Annotated in this window: 9 protein-coding genes; 2 read left to right on the top strand and 7 right to left on the bottom strand. The window is 74.8% G+C overall.

Annotated features, from left to right (window positions below; translation table 11 throughout):
- Positions 1 to 162: 162 nt before the first annotated feature.
- The 3 genes from ACFXHB_RS31600 to ACFXHB_RS31590 all read right to left on the bottom strand — a co-directional run bounded on the left by ACFXHB_RS31600 (position 163) and on the right by ACFXHB_RS31590 (position 5,622).
- Positions 163 to 1,527, bottom strand: a complete 1,365-nt coding sequence (locus ACFXHB_RS31600) for a hypothetical protein (protein ID WP_380578108.1) — start codon at positions 1,525 to 1,527, stop codon at positions 163 to 165.
- 301 nt (positions 1,528 to 1,828) lie between these two features.
- Complete coding sequence (locus tag ACFXHB_RS31595; RefSeq protein ID WP_380578107.1) at positions 1,829 to 4,252, bottom strand: M4 family metallopeptidase; 2,424 nt, start codon at positions 4,250 to 4,252, stop codon at positions 1,829 to 1,831.
- Positions 4,253 to 5,235: 983 nt separating this feature from the next.
- Positions 5,236 to 5,622 (bottom strand): hypothetical protein, encoded by a 387-nt coding sequence (locus ACFXHB_RS31590; RefSeq protein ID WP_380578106.1) that lies wholly within the window; start codon positions 5,620 to 5,622, stop codon positions 5,236 to 5,238.
- An 889-nt stretch (positions 5,623 to 6,511) separates the two neighbouring features.
- On the opposite strand from ACFXHB_RS31590, the gene ACFXHB_RS31585 reads away from it, so the two are divergent.
- Together ACFXHB_RS31585 and ACFXHB_RS31580 are read left to right on the top strand one after the other, a co-directional pair.
- Positions 6,512 to 8,284, top strand: a complete 1,773-nt coding sequence (locus ACFXHB_RS31585) for a sigma-70 family RNA polymerase sigma factor (RefSeq protein ID WP_380578105.1) — start codon at positions 6,512 to 6,514, stop codon at positions 8,282 to 8,284.
- Positions 8,285 to 8,490: 206 nt separating this feature from the next.
- Positions 8,491 to 10,101 carry a peptidoglycan-binding protein gene (locus ACFXHB_RS31580; protein ID WP_380578104.1) on the top strand — a complete coding sequence of 537 codons (1,611 nt, stop codon included), beginning with the start codon at positions 8,491 to 8,493 and terminating at the stop codon, positions 10,099 to 10,101.
- 56 nt (positions 10,102 to 10,157) lie between these two features.
- Here ACFXHB_RS31580 and ACFXHB_RS31575 read toward each other — a convergent pair whose 3' ends face one another.
- The 4 genes from ACFXHB_RS31575 to ACFXHB_RS31560 all read right to left on the bottom strand — a co-directional run bounded on the left by ACFXHB_RS31575 (position 10,158) and on the right by ACFXHB_RS31560 (position 16,065).
- On the bottom strand, positions 10,158 to 10,757 hold the full coding sequence (locus ACFXHB_RS31575; RefSeq protein ID WP_380578103.1) for a DUF1349 domain-containing protein: 600 nt from the start codon (positions 10,755 to 10,757) through the stop codon (positions 10,158 to 10,160).
- A gap of 59 nt (positions 10,758 to 10,816) precedes the next feature.
- On the bottom strand, positions 10,817 to 11,959 hold the full coding sequence (locus ACFXHB_RS31570) for an ABC transporter substrate-binding protein (RefSeq protein ID WP_380578102.1): 1,143 nt from the start codon (positions 11,957 to 11,959) through the stop codon (positions 10,817 to 10,819).
- A gap of 149 nt (positions 11,960 to 12,108) precedes the next feature.
- Positions 12,109 to 14,961 carry a SpoIIE family protein phosphatase gene (locus ACFXHB_RS31565; RefSeq protein WP_380578101.1) on the bottom strand — a complete coding sequence of 951 codons (2,853 nt, stop codon included), beginning with the start codon at positions 14,959 to 14,961 and terminating at the stop codon, positions 12,109 to 12,111.
- Positions 14,962 to 15,114: 153 nt separating this feature from the next.
- Positions 15,115 to 16,065, bottom strand: a complete 951-nt coding sequence (locus ACFXHB_RS31560) for a DUF916 domain-containing protein (RefSeq protein ID WP_380578100.1) — start codon at positions 16,063 to 16,065, stop codon at positions 15,115 to 15,117.
- Positions 16,066 to 16,180: the final 115 nt, after the last annotated feature.

The raw sequence follows: 16,180 nt of genomic DNA, 5'->3' as shown, positions 1-16,180 counted from the left end.
GGAGAAGCTGAAGGGCCACCCGCTGTTCGCGCACATCACCCTCACCCGGTCCGAGCGCTCGCCGATCGCGGCGCTGGTCACGGAGATGCTGGAGGGCCTGGAGATCTGACCGCCCGCCGCCGGGGGCCTGTCGCGGTGGTGCGGCAGGCCCCCGGCGGCGGATCATGCGCCTGCCGCCCCGGACGCCGCTCCGACCGGCGGCGATCCGACCGGTGCGGGTCCGACCGGCGGCGTGGCCGTCGAGGTGCGGTGGACCGCGGCATCGGCGGTCGGCTTCGGCCAGGGCCCACCGCAGCGCCAGGGCACCTTCTCACTGGCCGCCCGGCGGCGCGGGCCCGGTCCCGGCAGGTCCGACCAGAGCGCGGCGAAGGGTGCCCCGGGGGCGCGCACGGAGAGGGAGTCGGGCGTCGCGCCCCGGACGTTCGGCGGGCCGGTCGGGCGGGGAGGGTTGGTCGGACGGGTCGGGCCGGGAGGACCGGTGGGCCCGGGAAGGCCGGCGGAGCCCTGGTGCTCCGTCGGGCTCGGCGCCTCGGGAGCGCCGCTCCGGGGCCCGACCGCGGCCTTCACCGGCGGCAGCAGCGTCCCCAGGCCGGCCGCCCAGAGGGCAGCCGTCCGGCCCCGGCGGGCATGCCGCGCGGACCGGTGCTGCCGACGCTCCGGCGACGCCCCGCACTCCGCCGCCGCTACCTCCGCCGCCACCGGCGGCGGCCCGGGGAACTCGGCCGCGTCCTCGGCGCGGGTGCCGGCCGGCTCCTGCGGCGCGGCCTCCCAGCAGCGGAGCAGTGCGCGCTCCTGCAGTTCCGCGACGTCCCACCGGTGGACGGCCCGCAGGTCGGCCAGCGTCTGGACGCAGCTCCCGCAGGCGGCCAGGTGGGCGGTCAGCTCCGGCGCGACGGCGGCGTCGTCGCTCGCGGCGTCGGCCAGCCGGGCCGCCAGGTGCCGGCAGCCACGCTCCCCGAGGAGGGAGTTGCGTTCCCGCAGGTAGACCCTGGTCAGCTCCTGGCGCACCGGGGCGGCCGGCGCCGGGAGGGCCCGCCGCGTGGCCGGGGCCTCGACCCCGAACACCCTCAGCAGGGTGTGCCACACCTCCGTGGCGGTGGACGGGGACAACCGGTGGAGCGCGCGGTGGAGCGGACGGGCGTTCTCCGCCGTCCGGAGCGCGGTGACGAAGCCGCTCCGGGCCGGTCCGCACAGGTGTCGCAACCAGCGGGCGAACCCGGACGACAACGCGTCGAGGCGCCCGTCGTCGGCCCACCGGGCGGCCAGCCTCCGGGCCTCGCCCGCGAGGCACGCTATCCAGGTCGGCCGCGGGGTGGCCGCGTGCTCGAAGAGGTCGAGCGTCCGGTTGAAGGACCCCACCAGCAGCGCTTCGGCGCTCTGCCGGTCCCTGCACAGGAGACCGGCGTAACTCAGGATCACCTCGCCGTGTCTGCGCATGAGCTCCTCGGCCGCTGGTCGCCGGGTGGCCACCTCCGGCAGCAGTCCGGTGAGTTCGGCGTCGGTGAGGGGGGCGACGGAAACGGGCATCAAAGTCCTTGCTGGATCGATCCGCGTGGGGCCGGCGCGGTGCCGGGTTCCCGGGTCTCCTTCGGCTGTCCCTGGTGAAAAGGGGAAAACCGGCATTCGTGCCCGCGGAGTTACCCAACCGTGATCCAGCCCGTGGCCCTCGGCCGGCTCCGGCGCGGGACGGACCGGGTGTCCCGGAACGCCGAGGTGTCCGCCGCCCGGTGGGCGACGGACACTCCGGGGAGCGAGCCGCGGTCCGTCCGCGATCGCCGCCGGACTCCGACGGACGAGGACCGCGGCTCGCTCCGGTCCGGTGGGTCGGTCAGTTGCCGAGGGTGAGCGCGGTGTCGTCGATCAGGAAGCTGGTCCGGGCCGCGAGGTCCTCGCTGGCCACGAACCGCACGTCGACGTACTGCCCCGGGTAGGCGGACAGGTCGACGCTCTTCTCGACGTAACCGGTGGTCGCGTCCAGGTTGGACCAGGTCGCCACCACGGTGTCGCCCGCCAGGACGGTCAGCTTGTCGAACGGGATGACCTTGGTCTCCTCGTCCGTGGTGATGTTCACCCAGAAGGACAGCGTGGCGCGGCAGCCGTAGGGGACGTGGACGGTCTGGGCCAGCGTGTCGGTGGTGCTGTAGCCGTGTCCGCCGAGCCAGGCCTTCCACGCGCCGCTGCGCGGGAGGCCGTAGGGGTTGGTGGAGTCGATGATCCTGCTCTTCGACTCCCTCCACGCCTCATGACCGGACTCGAAGCCCGGGTTGGCGAACAGCTGGGCCGTGGCGCACTGGCCGATGGTGTAGGTGATCCAGGAGAACGACAGCACGTCGAGGGCTCCGGTGGAGTCCGTGACCGTGAGCGTGACGGTGCTGGTGGCCTGGGTGGTGGGGGTGCCGGAGATCAGACCGCCGGCGCTGTCGATCGTCAGGCCGGCGGGCAGGCCGGTGGCGGTGTAGGTGAGCGGCCCGGGGTTGCTGCTGCTGGCCTCCGCCTGGAGGTTCACCGCCGTACCGGTCCGGGTCACCTGGTCGCCGGGGTTGGTCAGGGTGACGCCCGTGGTGATCCGGGAGCCGACGTTGACGGCGGCCCAGGCGTTGGCGGTGTTCCGGTAGGTGGGGCTGTCGGCGCCGTACAGGTCGGCGGCGGCCTGGAGGGTCGCGGTGCGGGCACCGGCGTAGTCGGTGGTGGACGTCATGTAGGTGCTCAGGGCCCGGAACCAGATGGCCGCGGCGGCGTCGCGTCCGATCGGGTTCACCGGCCGGCCCTCGACGGTCGGGGAGTCGTACGCGACGCCGTCGACGATCTTGGCGCCGCTGCCCTCGGAGGCCAGGTAGAACCAGTGGTTGGCCGGGCCGGAGGAGTAGTGGACGTCGGTGGAGCCGATTCCGGCGTACCAGTAGTCCTTGGAGGCGCCGTCCTTGGAGGGCTTGTCCATGTAGCGCAGCGGCGTGCCGTCGCCGTTGATGTCGATCTTCTCGCCGATCAGGTAGTCCCCCGGGTCGGCGGCGTTGCCGGCCCAGAACTCCACGGCGCTGGCCATGATGTCGGAGGTGGCCTCGTTCAGGCCGCCGGACTCGCCGCGGTAGATCAGGCCGGCGGTGAAGGCGGTGACGCCGTGCGTCATCTCGTGGGCGGCCACGTCGATGGAGGTGAGCGGTTTGGCGTCGTAGTCGCCGTCGCCGTAGGTCATGCAGAAGCAGGCGTCCGACCAGAAGGCGTTCACGTACCCCGTGCCGTAGTGGACGCGGCTGGTGGCGGCGGCGCCGTCGTTCTTGATGCCGTCCCGGCCCTGGACGTTCTTGTAGTAGTCCCAGGTCAGTTGGGCGCCGTAGGCCGCGTCCACGCCGGCGGTCTGCACCTGGTCGGGGCGGCCGTTGCCCCACACGTCGTCGTCGTCGGTGAAGAGGGTGCCCTTGTCCCGTCCGCTCTCGCTGTGCGCCAGGTCGTAGGTGCGGTGCCCGCCACGGGTGTTGTCGGTCAGGGTGTGGGTGCCGTCGGCCTCCGCGGTGCCGAGGGTGACCTGGCCGGAGTACTGGCTGTTGCCGGTGCCGTTCTTGACGCTCTGGTAGTCGAACAGGCGGGTGCCGGTGCCGGCGTCGGTGATGACGTGCAGCTCCGACGGGGTCCCGTCGTCCTGCAGGCCGCCGACGACGCTCTCCCAGGCCGGCACCGGCGTGCCGGAGGCGGCCCACACCACCTCGCGGACGGACTCGACCCGCGCGTCCTTCCCGCCCTCGGCCCTGGCGCGCTCCAACGCGGCGGCGTTGGCGGCCTCGGCGGTGACCTTCGCGAGCCCGGAGGTCACCGTGATGGCCGCGTCCGTGGCCCTGTCGACCCCCTTGACGGTGCCGTCCGCCGCCGTGTGGACGACCAGGTCCCCGCCGAGCACGGGAAGTCCGGCGAAGGTGCGGTCGTACCGGGTGTGCAGCGTGCCGTCGGCGTCCTTGTCGACGGACTTCGGCACCAACTCCTCCTCGGCGCCGAGGCCCAGGGCCTGGGCGGTGGTGGAGCGGCGCGACCGGGCGTCGGCCACCAGGGCGGCCCGCTCCTCGGGGTTCAGCGCGGTGGGCAGCGCGCCCGGCCGGGGAGCGGGGCCGCCGACGGCCGCGCGCCCGGCCGCGGTCACGGTGGTGGTACCCGCTCCGGGCGGGGCGGCGCCGGCGGTACCGGTCGGCAGCACGGCGGCGATCAGCGCGGCGCCGAGGACCAGCGCGCACGCGCCGGCTGTCTTGTGGGGGGGACGTGTCAACGGAACTCCTCGGGGGTCGGCCGACCACGGATCGGCCTCGGCGGGGCCGGCCGAACCGGATGAAGGCATCGGGAACGGCGGCCGGAGCGACGGAGCAGGAACACGCAACTGCCGTCTCCCACAAGGACCTTGGTGGGAGCGGCGGACTGGGAGAAGCGTGGCATGTTTACGCGAACATGTCACCCCGCCAACGCGAACCGGCCGAACCGCGAGCGTCGACGAGGGCCCGCCGACCTCTCGGCGGCGCTCCCGCGGGTCCCGCGAACACCAGGGCTCCGACCGGGCCGAAGGACAGGTCGCGCACCCCGCCTCGCCCGCGTGCGGGCCGCCCCGCCACCACCCCGCGAGCGCCGCGGCGGCCGTGGTCGCGATGGCCGAATGCGATCGGCCGCCGCCACGCGGTGACACACGCGGTGACATCCGCGCCGCGGTCCGCCGCGGCGGCGCACGCCCTTACCGGACCGGGCCGGGGAGGCGGTCCGGACGCCTCGCCCCCCGCGCAGGCGCACCGGCCCCACACCGGCCCCGCGCCGACTCCGGGGCCGGCGCGGGGGGCGTTCGACAGGGGGCTACATGACGGGCGCGCCGCACCCGGCACGGCGACGGCGACGGGGCTCGCACCTACGGCGCCGCCGGCCGCCCCCGAAGGGAGCGACCGGCGGCATCGGGGCCGACCATCAGCTCAGTGGCAGCGCCGATCCGGACGGCGCGGAACCCCGGCCATCGACCGACGCGCGCTCGCCGAGCGGGGCGGAACCGCCGACGGGCCCGAGCAGGAGCAGCGGACTGGAACCTTCGACGAATCGGTCCACCACCGGCCTCGATACCCTTGAGGGCTCCGCGAGTTGACGCCTCGTCAGAATCTTTCCGGCCCAACACGGGCCGCGCGGGCGGCCCTCAGACCGAGCTCGCGCGGGGTGCCGTGACGGCCCGCGCGTTGCCACCCGCCGCCCCGGCCGTCGGGGCGGTCGACCGGCACACGGTCAGCGGGCCGCGACCATGTCGGCGACCAGGACCCGGGAGGGCTGCACCGGGCGCGGCATTTCGACGACCCGGCAGCCCGCTTCCTCCAGCCTCCGGATGGTCACCGCGGCCTCCGCGTCGTCCAGGGAGAACACGAACGGACCGGGGACGAGCACGGTGTCGCACACGCCCGCCTCCACAGCGCGCATCAGGTCGGCCAGCGCCACCAGGCGCTCGGTCGACCGCCGCCCGTTGTCCAGGAACAGCGTCGCCTCACCCAGCCCGGTTTCGATCGAGTAGCGCTCAAGGGTCTGCCAGCAGTCGAGCATCCGCACCGCGTCATACGGGTAACACCGCAGATAGATGGCGGTGCGGCGGCTCACAACGGGCCGCATTCTGGTGGCCATGGCTCTTCTCCTCGGGCAGCACCCGGTCATCTCGGGCGGTAGTTCCACTTCCAGCAAAACCCGCGCGGGCGAGCCCGTCCAGCACTGCGGCCACCCAAGTTCGCGCGGGTCCGCCGAACCGTAGGTAGTCCCTGCCGTAGTCCTGCGTAGTGCGGGCCCCGACGAGCCGGGGCCACCTCGGCGGCGACCTCCGGGGCCTCCCCGATCCGAGGACCAGAGCCGGTCGGACCGGGCGAAGAGGCCCGACCGCACGGAACCCGCCCCGTCCCGGGGTGACCACCTTGCGGACTCCCCGCGCAGTGGCGCAACCCGCCGTTCGGCGCGCGGTCGAGGCCGCGAGCCGACCGCCTCCCTTGACGGCGACACCGCGTCGACGGTGTCATGACTCTCGATCGTTCTATCATGTGCGCTTGTGTTCTTTTGAGTTCAACTATCCCGATTCACTGCCACTTCCGTGGCGTCCCGGAGTCCACGCCGCCCCCCGAATAACGATCTCGTAACGCAGCGGGACGCGGGCGGCGGTCCCGACTCCACCTGATCGAGTCTCCCCAGATCCGAGGAGTGTGCCGTGCCGGCCCGCCGTGTTGTCGATGTCAGCGGCACTGTGGCGCGCTCTGCCCAAACCCTCGCCCCGGTGCCGACGAGGGCGGGTCGCCCCGGGACGCCGACCCGCGGGCCGCGCCCGGCCGATGTCGGCCTCCACGGGCCGTGGCCACGCCAACATCGCCGGCCGGGCACGGCCCGGACACCGCCGCACACCCACCGCGCTCCGGCCCCCGCGCGCCGCCCCGGCACTCCGGCCATCCGAGCGGGCCCCTGGTCCGCCCGCTCCGCGATCCGTCGACACCGAAGCCGAAGCCGAACGTCCGTACCCTCCTCAAGGACCAGCATGCCCCAGCCGCCGCACCCGGCCGACGACACTTCCGTGCCCACCTTCCGCCAGGGGACGGCCGGCGAGCCCGCCCAGCCCCGGCACGACACCGCCGCCGGCTCCGACGCCGCTTCCGACGCCTCGCTGATCGCCCGTCTGCGAGCCGGGGACGACGACGTGGTGGGGACGCTCTTCGAGCGCCACCACCGTGCCGCGCTGGGCTACGCGCGCTCGCTCGGCGGCCTCGACCACCGCGCCGAGGACCTGGCGAGCGAGGCCTTCGTCCGCACTCTGGCGGCCGTGCGGGCGGGCAACGGGCCGACCGACAACTGGCGCCCCTACCTCTTCACCGTCGTCCGCAACACCGCGGTGGCGTGGGCGGCGAGCGAGCGGCGCTCCTTCCCCACCGAGGACGTCCAGGACTGGGCGGACGAGGCCGATCACGCCCTCTCCCCCGACCAGATCGTCGCCGCGTCCGCCGAGCACCACCTGATCGTCACGGCGTTCCGCTCCCTGCCGGAGCGCTGGCAGTCCGTGCTGTGGCACTCGGTGGTCGAACGCCGCCCGGCGGAGGAGGTGGCCCCCCTGCTCGGGCTCTCGGCGAGCGGGGTCTCGTCGCTCGCCTCCCGAGCACGCGAGGGCCTGCGCACCGCGTACCTGGCGGCGCACCTGTCCAGGACGCAGTCGGCCGAGTGCCAGGCCTACGCGGCCCGGCTCACCGCACACGCCCGCGGCACCTCGGCGCGCAGGTCCAAGGCACTGGCCAGGCACCTCGAACAGTGCGCGGAATGCCGGCGCTGCGACGAGGAACTGCGGGACATCAACCGGCGGTTGCGCCTCGCCGCGATGGCGTTCCTCGGACCGTGGCCGAGCGGTGAGGCCGCCACGTCCGCGCTCGCCGCACACGCCGGCTCCGGCTCCCTGCCCGCCCCGACCCCGCATCACGCGCCGCCGTCCTCCGGTCCGTTCCCGGGCACCTCCTCGAAGGCGATGGCCGGCGTCCTCACGGCCGGCGCCGTCGTCGTGGCGGCGATCGCGCTGACCCCGTTCCTCGCGCCGTCGTCCCCGGGACAACCCGCGGAGGCGCGGACACCGGGTCCGCTCTCCACCCTGGCGGACGGTGTCCCGGACGCTCCGGCCGCCCCCACCGCACTCCCGGAGACCCCACCGCCGCCGTCCGCCCCGGCCCCCGACCCGACCGCGGCAGCACCGGGCGTCACCGCGTCCCCCACCAAGGCCGCGCCGCCGAGCCCCAGCACCCGGCCCAGCGCCCCGGCCCCTCCCTCACCCCGCCGGACCCCGACCAAGAGGCGGGACGGATCGCTGACGGCCAGCGTCCAATCGATCTCCACCCCCGCCGCCGCGCTGCCGGGGGACCGTCGCGTACAGCTGCGTCTCGCCACGACGGGGACCTGCGGCGAGATCGAGGACTTCGAGTCGACGACCGGCACCCCGTACTTCATGAAGTGCGAGTCTTTGACCGTCCAGTCGTGGATCGTGCGCGCCGACCGCTCCGGCGGCGTCCAGATCGTCGGTGCCGCGAACAGCGGCTGCCTGGAATCGGCCGGAACCACCGGGGCCATCGTCACCCAGGAGGTGTGCGACGGGAACAACCGTCAGTCCTGGCAGGTGGTCGACCTCACGGGCGGGGAGAGCGCGCTTCGCCAGCGCTCCTCCGGACTGCTCCTCGCGTCCTCCGGCCACGGGCAGGAGTTCGACGACCTTCAGCTGCGTTCCGCCGACTGCGCCGCGGACCCGATGTGCCGGCCGACCGCCGCCTTCCGCTTGTGAGCACCGGCGCGCGCCCCGCCCGGCGTCGAAGACGGGAGCACCCGGACGGCGCACCGCGGCCCCGCTCCGCCCGCTCGCCGGCCGACGGACAGCCCGGGAGCCGTGCCGCCCCGGGCTGCGGCCCATGACCGAAGAACGACGCTCCCGGTAGGCGGCGCGAGAGGCCCGTGCGCACCCGTCGTCGGCCGATGTCCCCGAGGACCTTCATGTCATCTGCTCGCAACTCGCCCGGCGACGCGCGTTCCGACGGGCCCGTGCCCCCCTCGCCCGCCGGGCGGGTCACGGCCCGGGCCCGCACGCTCCGGTACGGCGACGTGGTGCTGGCCTACGCCGGCCTCCTCTGCGCCACTCCGCGGGCCGCGCACACCCTGGCCGCCGACGTCCTGGACGGCGCGCTCGACGCCGTCCTCCAGGAGCGGGCCCGGAGTTCGTCCTGGGTCTGCGTCCTGCTCGGCGAGGCACGGCTGCTCGCCGCCGACTGGGCCGACAGCGGTCGGGACGACGACCTGTCGGCCGACTTCCGGGCCTGGCTGTCCGTCCGCAGGACGGCGCACCGGAGCTACCGCGAGGTCGTCGCCGAGGCGGACGGTCCGCTGCAGGGCGCGCTGGCCCAGCTCCCGGACCTCCCGGCGACCGAAGTGTGGCGGGCGCTCACCCCGGCGACCGGAGGCGACCGGCCCGCGGCTGCCCGCCCGGCCCCCTCCGAGCAGGCCCGCAGAGCCCTCGCCGACGCCTACGTCCGCGCCCACGCCGCCGGCGCTCCCGAGCGCCGGTGCCGCCATCTGGCCGCCCTGCTCGCGGAGGTGGCGGGCAGCGGCACCGCGCCCACGGCCGAACTCGCCGCCCACCTGGCGCAGTGCCACCGCTGCCACGGGGCGCTGGACGATCTGCGGGCCGTCCACCGGTGGGACGGCGACCGCCTGCGCACCGGCCTGCTGGCGTGCTTCCGCCCCGAGCCGACCGACCGGCGGACGGCGGCGCCCGCAGCCACCGCCACCGCCACCGCCACACCCGCGTTCGCACCCGAGGAGCCGACACCTCCTCAGGAGTGGTCGGCCGACATCGTGCTCACCCCCGACCGTTCCCGGCCCGGCCGGCCGGGGCGGCACGCGGTCGCCCGCCGCCGGATCGCGGTCGGCACCGCCGGTGTGGGAACCCTCGCGCTGGCCATCGGGTTCGCGATGGCCGGACCACTGGTGAGCCACGTCGCCGAACCCCAGCAGGCCGACCGGACACCGGTCACCGCGGACGACCTCACCCCGGTGCCGACGACGGAGAGTGCCACGCCGCTCCCGCCCGCACCGGCGCCCTCGTCACCGTCGGCACCGGCGACCCCGAGCCCGCGCAGGTCCAAACCCGCGCCCGCGTCACCCCCGTCGGGAATCAGCCCGACCACCGCGCCACCGGCGCCGACGACGCCCCCCGGTGTGCCGAGCGACACCGTCACACCCGCTCCGCCGAGCACGCCCCCGACGCCGACGGCTCCGCCGCCCGCCCCGCAGCCCACCTCCCCCGCGCCCTCCCCGTCCGCGACGGCGCCGACAGTACGGGTGCTGCGGCTGGGCGACTCCGGGGCGGAGGTGCTGCAGTTGCAGCGGCTGCTGGTCAAGGCCGGCTGCGCGCCGGGCGACTCGGTGTTCCAGCGCGGCCGCTTCGACGCCGCCACCGGGCGGGTCCTCGCCGGCTTCCAGCAGGCCGCCGGGATCCGGGGTGACGAACGCGCCGACGGGGTGTACGGCGCCCTCACCAGAGCCGCCCTGGAACTGTCGGCGACCGTGCCGGGCTGCAAGCCCGGTCAGGTCGCGCACAACCGCTGACGCGGCGCTCGCCGTGGCCGCGCCGACCACGGTCGGCGCGGCCCCCCCGGGCCGGGTCAGCTGCCGTCGAGGAGGTCGGCCAGCCGCTCGGGAGTGAAGGCGATCTCGTCGAAGACGACCTCGCAGCCCTGACCGACCGGTGACTGCGCCTCGATCCCGACCCGCACCGGGCGCGACCCGTCCAGGTCGAACTGCCGGACCAGGCTCCACCGCTTCCCGTCGGACGAGGCGTGGAAGGCGAAGGCGCCGTCGATCCGGCTGATCCGCAGCCACAGGTGCTCGTCGTCGACCCGCCCGCCCACCGCGTCGTCGGAGCGGCCCCGGGTGACGACCGAGAAGACCGCCGGGTGGCCGTCCGGCGCGTACTCGAAGTTGACCTTCGCCCAGTGCTCGGCGTCGGACCAGACCAGGAGGGCGCCCGCGTCCCAGGAGTCGCGGAAGCCCACCCGCAGGCGCGCGCCGAACTGCCAGTCGCCCTGGACGGGTTCGACGGTCAGCGCGCGCGGGGCGTCCGTCCTCGGATCTCCGCCGAGGGGCGGGGTGAAGATGTCGGTACCGGCTCCCGCGACGACGGTCAGGGCGCCGTCGCGGTACGTCCAGTCAGCGGGGGGCTGAGCCCATTCCAGTGTCATACCGGGGAGTTCGACCGAAGACATCGCTCCATGATGTCAGATCAGCCCGCCCGGCACAGCGGGGAATCCCGGCCGGTTCGAGCTCACCGGACGGGCACGGCCGCGGCCCAGTTCTGCCGGACGTACTGCAGCGCCGTGTTCAGCTGACCCTCGGTGGGGAAGGCCGGCGTGCCCTCGACCGTCGGCAGCTTCGCGGCGAGGGCCTTGTCGAGGGTGCCGTTCTTCGCCATGGCGTCCAGCAGGACGGGGCGCGCGTAGTCGACGAGCCGCAGGTTCTGGCCCTCCGCGCTCGCCAGGTACTCCTCCCACAGGCGGGCGGCGGCCGGGTGCGGGGCGGTCTTGTTGATGGCCTGGGCGTAGTACTGCGAGAAGCTGCCGTCGAACGGGATGGCCACCCGCCAGTCGACACCGCTGCCGGCGAGCTCGGCGACGTGGGTGAGGTTGAGGAAGTCCCACTCGATGCTGATCGGCGTCTCGCCGCGGGCGATCGCGGCCGGGTTGGGGTTGGCCCGGTTGTAGTTGCCGACGGCGTCGAGCTTCGCGAAGAAGGCGACGCCGGGGCTGATGTCGTCGAACGAGCCGCCGTTGGCGAGGGCCGCCGCGAACACCCCGGCGAAGGCCGACCCCGCGGTGGTGGGGTCGCCGTTCAGCGCGACCATGCCCTTGTACTCGGGCTTGAGCAGGTCGGCGAACGAGGCCGGGCAGGTCCGGACCCGTTTCGCGTCGCACCCGATCGACACGTAGCCGCCGTAGCTGTTGGCCCACCGGCCGTCGGCGTCCTTCTGCTGGTCCGGGATCCGGTCGAACGTCGCCGGCTCGTACGTGGCCAGCAGGCCCTGGTCCGCCGCGGACTGGGCGTAGGCGTCACCGAGGTCGAGGACGTCGGGCGCGCGCTCCTGGCCCTGGTAGCGGTGGATCTCGTCGATCTCGTCCTGGCTGGAGCCGTAGGGGTTGTCGGCGACGACCTGGATCCCGTACTTCGCCGTGAAGCCGTCGATCAGGCCGCCGTAGTTCGCCCAGTGCGGCAGCAGCGTGGTGACGTTGAGCTTGCCCTCCGACCGGGCGGCCGCGACCAGCGCGGCCATCCCTCCGGCGTTCCGGGCCGAGACGGCGACCGCCGGCCGCACCGGCGGCGGCTGCTCGCTCCCGCCGCAGGCGGCGACACCCACCACCGCCAGGCAGCAGCAGACGGCGAGCGCGTGAACACGGCGGCGTACTCGGGTCACGACGCCTCCTGAGGGGGTTCGGCGGTGACGCGGTGTGCGTGCCCTTCGAGCCTACTCGGCCCGGGGCCCGGGGCACGGCCCGAGTTCGCGCGGGCCGACCGCCCCGGGACCGTCGCGCCCCGTCGCGCTCCGGCGCGCTCGGTGCCGGTTCAGATCGCCAGATCGTCCCACTGACCGAGCAGCTCCTCCTCCGACGGTTCATCGGCCGCCCCGTCCCCTCCGCTGAGCGCCTGGGAGGTCCAGATGGTCTTGCCCCGCGCCGAGTAGCGCGTCCCCCAGTGCTCGGCGTAGCGGGCGACGAGGAAGAGTCCCCGGCCGCCCTCGTCGGTGTCGGCGGCCCGGCGGATGTGCGGGGCGGTGCTGCTCCCGTCGGACACCTCGCAGACCAGGGTCGCGGTGCGGAGCAGCCGGACGCGGATGGGCGGCACGCCGTACCGCACGGCGTTGGTGATGAGCTCGCTGAGGATGAGCTCGGTGCCGAAGGCGAGGTGTTCCAGGTCCCAGCGGGCCAGTTGGCGGGCGCAGGCCCGGCGCACCGGGCTCACGGCCTCGGGGGTGTTCGCCACCTCCCACTCGGCGACGCGGTCCCGGGAGAGGAGCCGGGTGCGTGCCACCACGAGGGCGATGTCGTCGACGGGCCGTTCCACCAGCATCGACTCCAGCACCTCCTCGCAGGTGGCCTCCGGGAGGCGGAACGGCCCGCCGAGCGCCTCGCCCAGCGCGCCCAGGGCCACATCGATGTCGCGGTCACGGGCCGCGAGCAGGCCGTCGGTGTAGAGGACCAGTCGGGAGCCCTCGGGCACCTCCAGTTCGACGGCCTCCACCGGCATGCCGAAGCCCAGGCCGAGCGGTGGGGAGACCGGCGGGTGCAGGAACTCGACGGTGCCGTCGGGCCGGATCACCGCCATCGGGGGGTGGCCCGCGGTGGCGGCGCTGACCCGCCCGCCGACCGCGTCGTAGACGGCGTAGAAGCAGGTGGCGCCGGTCATCGCCTGGGCGCTGTCCGGGCCCTCGCCCTCCTGGTCGTCGATGCGGGTGACCAGGTCGTCGAGGTGGCTCAGCAGTTCGTCCGGCGCGAGGTCCAGGGCCGAGAAGTTGTGGACGGCGATCCGGAGCCGGCCCATGGTGACGGCGGCGTGCAGGCCGTGGCCGACCACGTCGCCGACCACCAGGGCGACCCGGGCGCCCGGCAGCGGGATCACGTCGAACCAGTCGCCGCCCACGCCCGCCTGCGCCGGCAGGTACCGGTGTGCCACGTCCAGGGACTCCTGGGCGGGCAGCTCCCGCGGCAGCAGGCTGCGCTGGAGGGTCTCCGCCATGGCGTGCTCGCGGCTGTAGCGCCTGGCGTTGTCGATGCAGACCGCGGCCCGGCCGCCGACCTCCTTGGCGAAGGCGAGGTCCTCCTCGTCGAAGGGCGGGGAGTCGTGCGTGCGCCAGAAGTTCACCAGCCCCAGCGTCACGCCGCGGGCCTGGAGCGGCACGGCCATCAGCGAGTGGATCCCGTAGTCGAGGATCTGCTGGGCACGGTCGAGGTCCTGGGTGCGCCAGCCGGTGGAGGCGGCGAGGTCGGCCTCGATGACGGACCGGCCCTCGCGCACGCCAGCCGCCATCGGCGTGCCGGGCGCGAAGTCGATCAGCCGCCCGACGGGGTAGAGCGGGTGGTCCTTCGCCAGTCCCGCGACGGCGCAGCGGCGCAGCTCGGTGGAGGCGCCCGCCGGGGCGTCGCCGTGCAGCACCGGGTCCTGCAGTTCGACGGTGGCGATGTCGGCGAAGCCCGGGACGGCGGCCTGGGCGAGTTCCTCGGCGGTGCGCACCACGTCCAGGGTCGAGCCGATCAGCATCCCGGCGTCGTAGAGCAGTTTGAGTCTCGCCCGGGCCAGCTCGGCCCGGCCGGTGAGCGCGTTCAGCTCCGTGGTGTCCCGCAGGGTGACGACGCTGGTCCCGTGCACTCCGGTGGGCGTGGTGGGCCTCTTGTTGAGGGAGAGCAGGCGGTCCGCCGCCAGGTGGACCTCGTCGTTGGTGCTCCGGTCCGAGGCCAGGAGTTCGGCGGTGGCGGGGTCGAGACCGAGGGCGTCGACCCGACGTCCTTCCGCGTCGGCGGGGAGGTCGAGGAGGCGGCGGGCCTCGTCGTTGGCCAGGAGCAGGCGACCGCTGTCGTCGGTGATCAGGACGCCCTCCCGCACCGCGTGCAGGACGGCGTCGTGGTGTTCGTACATCCGGGTCATCTCGGCCGCGCCCAGCCCCCGGGTCTGGCGGCGCAGCCGACGGCTCACCAGGGCGGCGCAGCCGGCGGCGAGGGCCACGGCGGCCGCCGCGCCGATCAGGATGACGGGCAGCTCCTGGTGGACCGACTTGTGGATGGACTCGACCGTGACGGGGGCGGCGACGATGCCCACCACGGTGCCGGCCGCGTCCTTGACGGGGACGGCGGAGACCACCGAGCGGCCCAGTGCGCCGTTGAAGGTGCTGGTGAAGGCCTCGCCCTCGGCGGCCTGGGAGTACGGGCCGATGACGAACTTGCCGACCTGCGAGGTGTCGCTGTGCGTGAGCGCCGTCCCGTCGAGCCGGTACACGATGATCGCGTCGATGCCGGCGGCCTTGCGGGCCTCCTCGGCCAGGGGCTGGAGCGTCGCCGACGGGGCGTCGCCCTCCAGGGTCGCCACCAGCCCCGGCGCGTGGGCGAAGGACTCGGCGGCGGCGAGGGTGCGGTGCCGGGCGTCGGTCAGGGTGGCGTGCTGTGACTGCACCACGAGGGCGACCACGGCGCCGGTGACCAGGAGCACCACCATCACCAGCTGGACGAGGAACACCTCGCGGGCGAAGCTGCGGTCGCCCGCCCGGCCCGGTGGACGGGGCGGCTGCGGCGGGTCGCCCCGCGCGGCGCCGCTGGCCGCCGCGGACGGCCGGCGGCCGGCGCCGGTGCCGGTGCCGGACGCGCCGCCGCGGCCGGCAGCGGGGCCGGCCGGGGGGATCTTGTCGCCACCACCCAGAGCAGGGTTCATAGTCCCTATTTACCCTGGTTTGTCACGATGCTGGCAAGGAGTGGTCGATCACGAGTTCCGGCGCGGCTCCCGAGGTCGCACCGGTCGGTCCGGTCGCGACTCTCCGTGACGGAGGTCCGCCGGTGCCCGCCCCGGCCGGGGCGGGGGCGGGGCTCACGCGGCGGCCGGGCGGGCCGCCACCCTCCTACGGCGCCTGACCAGCAGGACGGCGCCCCCGGCGGTGAGGAGGACGAGGACGCCGGCGAGGGGGATCCACGGCACCTCCAGGAAGCCGTCGGACCCGCTGGCACGCACCCCGTCGGCGGTCGCCGTGACCGTCGCGTCGCCCCAGCCCGAGGGCGCCCCCGGCCAGTCCTCGGTCACCTGCACCCGCTCCCCGGGGAACAGCTCGGCCGGCACGTTCGTCAGTTGCCTGGTGGTGGGACCCCCGACGAACACTCCCCCGACGCTCAGCGACACCCGGGGGTCGAGCTTGACGTTCCCGGTGTTGTGCAGGGTGTACGACACCGTGGTCCTGCTGTCGCCGGTCCACGGTACGCGCGGGTTCCGCGCGGTGAGGCGCAGGCCCTCGACCGCGAGCGAGGGCCGCTGCGGGCCTTCGACCCGCAGGTAGATCCGGGCGCCGACGCCGCGCCGCACACCGATGAAGGACCCGGAGCCCGGCTGGACCCGGTCGTCGACCGCCATCAGGGCGCCGACGTGGTCCCCGGGCGCGGCGTCGGCGGGAACCGCGAGGGTGAAGCCCACGGTGACCGACGAGTCGGCCGGGACGGTCACGACGTCCTGCTCGGGCTTCCCCCAGGTGCCCACGTCGCGCTGGGTCTCCTCGCGGCCGCGCACCGCCAGGCCGCCGTCGCGCGGCGTGTTGTAGGCGTCGGCGACGTGGAGCCGCAGGGTCAACGGCGCGCCCGTGGTGTTGGTGACGACCGCGCGGTCCACGAACGTCGTACCGGGCCGCACCGAGAGCTGGAAGGCCGTGCGCGGGGTGATCGCGGAGTCGGCCGGCCGGACCGACCACTCGCCGTTGTCCGCGGCTCGGGCCGGGGAGGGGAAGAGCCCCGTCAGGACGACGAGGAGGAGGGTGACAACGGGTGCTCTGCGCATGGCTCGTCAGCTTTCCCGAGAGCCGCGTGGCGGGCCCCCGGCGGGCCCCCCCCCCGGGGGTTAAAATGGCGGGGGGGGGGAGGGGTAACGGGGTTTAAAAGGCCGGGGGGGACGT

Origin of the sequence: Kitasatospora sp. NPDC059327, from assembly GCF_042752535.1 — a bacterium.
Classification (GTDB): Bacteria; Actinomycetota; Actinomycetes; order Streptomycetales; family Streptomycetaceae; genus Kitasatospora.
The sequence above is the reverse complement of the archived record's forward strand: the minus strand, read 5'-3'. Positions and strand labels throughout refer to the sequence as shown.